The 5,118-nt window shown below is 37.7% G+C and carries 6 protein-coding genes; 2 read left to right on the top strand and 4 right to left on the bottom strand.

All coding sequences use genetic code 11. From position 1 onward, the window contains the following. Positions 1–900 precede the first annotated feature (900 nt). Positions 901–2,142, top strand: coding sequence for an integrase domain-containing protein (locus JQC92_RS20825; RefSeq protein WP_205001456.1), 1,242 nt, complete (start codon positions 901–903; stop codon positions 2,140–2,142). A gap of 113 nt (positions 2,143–2,255) precedes the next feature. On the opposite strand, the gene JQC92_RS20820 is transcribed toward JQC92_RS20825, so the two are convergent. After that, on the bottom strand, positions 2,256–3,602 hold the full coding sequence (locus tag JQC92_RS20820) for an ATP-binding protein (RefSeq protein ID WP_205001455.1): 1,347 nt from the start codon (positions 3,600–3,602) through the stop codon (positions 2,256–2,258). 103 nt (positions 3,603–3,705) lie between these two features. Next, positions 3,706–3,957: a type II toxin -antitoxin system TacA 1-like antitoxin gene (locus JQC92_RS20815; RefSeq protein WP_205001454.1), complete on the bottom strand. Its 252-nt coding sequence runs from the start codon at positions 3,955–3,957 to the stop codon at positions 3,706–3,708. Between the two features lie 307 nt (positions 3,958–4,264). Here JQC92_RS20815 and JQC92_RS20810 point away from each other — a divergent pair, with 307 nt between their 5' ends. Then, complete coding sequence (locus JQC92_RS20810; protein WP_205001453.1) at positions 4,265–4,435, top strand: acetyltransferase; 171 nt, start codon at positions 4,265–4,267, stop codon at positions 4,433–4,435. A 34-nt stretch (positions 4,436–4,469) separates the two neighbouring features. Here JQC92_RS20810 and JQC92_RS20805 read toward each other — a convergent pair whose 3' ends face one another. Together JQC92_RS20805 and JQC92_RS20800 are read right to left on the bottom strand one after the other, a co-directional pair. Further along, positions 4,470–4,754 carry a helix-turn-helix domain-containing protein gene (locus JQC92_RS20805; RefSeq protein ID WP_205001452.1) on the bottom strand — a complete coding sequence of 95 codons (285 nt, stop codon included), beginning with the start codon at positions 4,752–4,754 and terminating at the stop codon, positions 4,470–4,472. A 76-nt stretch (positions 4,755–4,830) separates the two neighbouring features. Further along, positions 4,831–5,055, bottom strand: a complete 225-nt coding sequence (locus JQC92_RS20800; protein WP_239480664.1) for a Txe/YoeB family addiction module toxin — start codon at positions 5,053–5,055, stop codon at positions 4,831–4,833. Between the last annotated feature and the right edge of the window lie 63 nt (positions 5,056–5,118).

The following is a 5,118-nucleotide window of genomic DNA, read 5'->3' as shown; positions in this document are numbered from 1 at the left end:
GTTTTGTAGTGAAATTGATGCAAAATCTAAGAAATCTTGCTTTTGGGGTACGGCTCTGAATTTTGCGTAAATCAGATGCTGTACATTTTAACTCTTGAAATGGATTTTTTCAGAACCGACTATATAAGCCACTGACATTAGAAACCAGAAAACAATATCATTTTCAACTCAAAGCAGGGACAATCAAAGAGGAAGATTTAAAAGCTAAAGATCTTTCTGATTGGCAAATTAAGCAAATTAAAAAGTTGACGATTGAAGAAGGATCCACTTCGAATCAATGATTTTTTTTAGCCCCCCAAAATGATCGCTTACTTTGCACCTCTCTCTAGCTCCCCATCTATCGAACATGTTGCCGAATATTCGAACATTCCGCTCCCTGAGTAAAAAAGATAAATTAGAAATTTTAGCCGTACTAGATAGGAAACAATATTCACAGGATTATTCAGCTAATTTGCAGTCCTAAGAAATTGATAAAATTTAGGTCGTTTTATGCATAATTGCCTAGATTAAATCAATGGTAACCAGTAAGTAAATTGGTAAAACAAAAAGTGGCGACAAAGTGGCGGCATTCTTCATTTACATACATCAAATACCATTGAATACCATCAACAAAAGTTAATAAAATCAGCTAAGTGATTGTTTTAAGGCGGCTTAAAAAGGATGTAGGCTTTCTGGACGGGGGTTCAAATCCCCCCGCCTCCACCAAATTAAGTAACAAAGACGTCTTCGAACGTCTTTTTTATTGCATGAAACTTTATAAATATAATCACTTAGTGTCTATTAACATCCATTAACTTCCACTTAAATTTCGTTACAACCATTAATTTTTGTATTCCCAGTGGTATTCATCCAAAACTAGGAGTAATTTCTGGAATACAAACTTACATTAAGGTGATGAAAATGGGTAACAAAGTAACTCGACTCACCGATAAGGAGATCAAGGGAGTCAAACCCTCGTCGAAAGATAAGGTTTTATGCGATGGTGATGGCCTACAGCTTAGAATCAGAACCACTGGAACCAAGTCTTGGAACTTTAACTACATTCATCCGTTGACTAAAAAACGGATTAATATGGGACTTGGCACTTACCCTAGCGTAACGCTAGCAATGGCAAGAAAGCAAGCTATCGACGCTAGAAGTATCCTTGCCCAAAACATTGACCCCAAAGAACACCGTAACCAACAGCAGCAAAGAGAAAAAGACCTCGCCTATAACACGCTCAAAAGAGTCAGTGAGCAGTGGTTTGAAATCAAAAAGCACAGTGTTTCTGCAAATTATGCGGAAGATGTTTGGCGATCATTGGAACGATATGTTTTCCCTAAATTAGGCAATACTCCCATTTCGACCATTACAGCTCCAAACATGATCCAGCTTTTAAAACCTATCGAAGCCGCTGGCCATTTAGAAACAGTTAAACGAATTTGCCAACGGCTCAATGAAGTCATGGTTTATGCCGTCAATACAGGATTGATATTTTCGAATCCGCTAAGTGGTATTAATGCAGGTTTTAAAAAGCCAAAGCCTGAAAATGTGCTTACATTAAAGCCAGAGGAACTACCAGAACTGATGGCCACAATAGCGAATGCTTCTATCAAACGAAATACTCGATGTTTAATCGAGTGGCAACTGCATACTATAACTCGCCCTGTAGAGGCCGCAACCACACAGTGGAATGAACTCGATTTAGAAAACAGAGTTTGGACAATTCCCGCTGAAAAAATGAAACGCCGCAAGGAACATTCAGTTCCTCTGACTGACTCTATGATTAGAATCTTACAGGTGATGCATCCAATTAGCAGTCATCGGGCGTATGTCTTTCCTTCTGACAGAAACCCACAATCACATTGCAATAGCCAAACAGCGAATATGGCACTAAAAAGAATGGACTATGCTAACCGTCTTGTAAGTCATGGGCTTAGATCTTTAGCAAGTACCACGCTTAATTCTGAGGGTTTTGATCGTGATCTTGTTGAGGCGGCTTTATCTCATGTTGACGATAACCAAGTACGAAATGCCTACAATCACGCTGATTACTTAGCACGAAGGCGTCCTATGATGGAATGGTGGAGCAACCATATTGAAAACGCCTCTAAAGGCAGCGTTTCAGTTACTGGATTTAGAGGCTTTAAAGTAGTGAGCTGATTAAAAAGTCACAGAAATACACCTAATCAAATCACATAATGATTCGAATAGGTGTCTTTTTCACATCAACTTAATCCTGCTGTTGATACAGCACGTCGAATTAAAAGCTAAAATCACCCCAAAAACTCATCCATAACTTCAACTAAGTTATCTAATGAAAAACCACGATAGGTTATCTCGTAGTTCTTCAGCTTTAACTTCTTGAGGAGATCATGTGATTTCTCAATCAGCTTAGCTTCCTTGTACTTTTGCTGATTTCGTTTTACTTCAATAATCAATATTTTCTTATCAAGGTCATTGATAGCTACAATATCAATCTCATTTTTGCCTTTGCTATTCCAGTAACCGCCAATGCGACCAAACTTATTTGATTCCATCAATATCGCTTCAAATAGAGACTCAAGCTCCCAGCCTGAGTAGGTTTCAAAATCTCTGGCGATGTGTCGTCTGATGTATTCATAGTTTTCCATCTCAACTGCACTTTTATTAGCATGAATAAAGCGGAACCAGAACTTTAAAAATGGATCAGATATTGAGTACCGAACGTCCCTTGATGTTTCTTTCGAGGTTATCGGCCGCATCTTAGCAATGGAATCAAAGTCTTCCTCAAGCTTTTCTAAGTGCACACCAACGCCAATTCCCAAATAATTTTCAATTTGCGAACGACTGGTATTGCCCTGTGAAATAGCACCAAGAATATCGAAATAGATGCGATGCTCAGACCCAAAATCTTCAACCAGACGATGCGTCCCCTCTTTTATAAAAGGTGAAAAGTCTGAAATGACTTCTTCAAATATGTTGTCGCTTTCACTCGCAAAGTTCGCTAACCATTCAAGGTATTTCGGGATACCGCCCGATAAACACCACCAATTGAGCATTGTGTCAGCATCAAACTTTCCATGGTCTTCTATAACGGATCGAATATAAGTTGGTTTTAAAGGCTGAATTTTAAAGAAGCGATCATCTCTATTGAGTAATGGTTCATCCTTGCCCTTAAAGATTTTAGTCATCATGTTGTAGAGCGAGCCACAACAGATTAAGTGCATCATTGAAGATTGCTTTGATGAATCCCAGAGGTTCTGAATATCAGAAAATAAGCTTGGATTTACTCTTTGAATATCTTGGAATTCATCAACAATCACGGTGATTGGATTTGTTTTTGCGTAATCCAGCAAATATTCAAAAATATCTTTTAAACTTTGCGGCTGAAAAAACTTAGCACCGAGTTCATTTTGAATAATTGCAGCAAACTCATTAACGAGAGAACTTTCTGTTTTGCGACTAATAAACAAATAGAGATACTTAATATCTTGTCCTGCAAAAGCTTCACTCAATAGCCGTGTCTTACCTACACGCCTTCTACCCACCATTACACTAAGCTGACCTTTATGCGTAGTAAGGTTTTGCGAAATCTTTCTAAGTAACCCTAGCTCTTTCTCACGGTTATAAAACTTTTGCATTTAAATTGACCAGTAAAAGACTTTTACTAATCTTAAACCATAAAGTGATTACTGCAAATTTTTTTACAGTAAATTTAATTACACTGCATTACTATTTTAAATCTTACTCTTTTGTATCCGCTTTAGCTTTTAGTAAAGCTGAATTTGGATCGAGGCCTTGTTCACAAACGTCCCAAAATGAATCAAACTCCTCATCACTGATGGGAATATTTTGGTGCTCAGCAATAACACGACTTGCATCTTCATCGATCAATTTTAGTACGTATGCTTCAATGTTTGGCCAGCCTAATAAGGTTGAAGCTTCTTCTACTTTTGATTTGACGGATTCATCAAGTTCAAGCTGAATACTTACCATGATTTTTAGTCCCCTCAAACTGAATAAGGTGTTTCAATAAACTTCTGAGAAGATTATCCTACCATTTAAGTGATAAACCGCCACAGCAAACAAAGAGTGATCGTTACCATGAGAATTAAAAATTTCGGTGACAAAGGAACTAGAATTTGCAATAACTGTGGACTTTCTTCTGTCACTTACCAAGTTCGTAACATCAGTTTCAATGATTACTCTGCAACGATTAACAATACCCTCATTGGTGTTTGTGAACAGTGTAATGAAATAGTTAGCCTTCCTAGGCAAACAGTACCACAGGTAAAAGCTGAGTATGAAAAACGATTTGAGTAAATATGGCGTACAGATTGTACCAAGACCTAAAATAGTTGCGACTAAAAAGCTGAGTCTAGAAGGGGAGAAAGGGAAAGAGCTCGTTCGCCAACTCACCATTCGTACTCTAAAAAATCATAAGAATACTTTTGCTAAACTTGCAAAGATGTAAGTAGCCTTCTATCGTCATTTAAACTTTTGTGAGGTTAACCGTCGAAATTCCCCCAGTCATCAGTAATCTCGACAGTTTCAATTACCGATAATTTTATTCCCATACCGTTTAATGCCTTAAACAAGGATTCAACTCGACTATTCTCAACACCTAGTTCAACATTATTATAGGCTTGCTTTGATAGACCACATAAGCCAGCAGCATCTTCCAAAGTCATTTTAACCGATGTTCGTTTATGGCGAATTAACGCTCCGAGCCATTGAGCATCAACAGAGCTAGAAGGATCTGGTTTAGGAAATAGAGTGACACGCTTTGCCATAAAAATCCTACAAGCAAAGGATTAAAGTATAGATTTTCAAATATATCTCCATGTATCCTACATGTATAGGATTTTATTAGTGATATCGGCAAGAAATAATCACAATGGCACTATTTTCAATGGCATAAACTAGGCGGTTAGAATCATCAATTCGTCGAGACCAGAAACCCGTTAAGTTCTCCTTTAAAGGTTCTGGTTTTCCAATCCCTTCAAATGGAGATCGTTTAGTATCATTAATTAATTTATTGGGACTGATCAGATCTATATGATCTAAAGTCACAAATACAAGCGAGCTCGCCAGAGCAGGAAGTCCAACTCTGGTGATAAATATCAAAAGCAAATTTGTTTTTAGTGAGCGTTTCCA

Origin of the sequence: Parashewanella hymeniacidonis (assembly GCF_016900895.1) — a bacterium.
Taxonomy (GTDB): Bacteria; Pseudomonadota; Gammaproteobacteria; order Enterobacterales; family Shewanellaceae; genus Parashewanella; species Parashewanella hymeniacidonis.
This window is presented reverse-complemented; position numbering and strand designations above follow the sequence as displayed.

Bases quoted from the DNA above. Each gene is read 5' to 3' on its own strand.
- JQC92_RS20825 (WP_205001456.1), top strand. From the start codon at position 901: ATGGGTAACAAAGTAACTCGACTCACCGATAAGGAGATCAAGGGAGTC.
- JQC92_RS20820 (WP_205001455.1), bottom strand. From the start codon at position 3,602: ATGCAAAAGTTTTATAACCGTGAGAAAGAGCTAGGGTTACTTAGAAAG.
- JQC92_RS20815 (WP_205001454.1), bottom strand. From the start codon at position 3,957: ATGGTAAGTATTCAGCTTGAACTTGATGAATCCGTCAAATCAAAAGTA.
- JQC92_RS20810 (WP_205001453.1), top strand. From the start codon at position 4,265: ATGAAAAACGATTTGAGTAAATATGGCGTACAGATTGTACCAAGACCT.
- JQC92_RS20805 (WP_205001452.1), bottom strand. From the start codon at position 4,754: ATGGCAAAGCGTGTCACTCTATTTCCTAAACCAGATCCTTCTAGCTCT.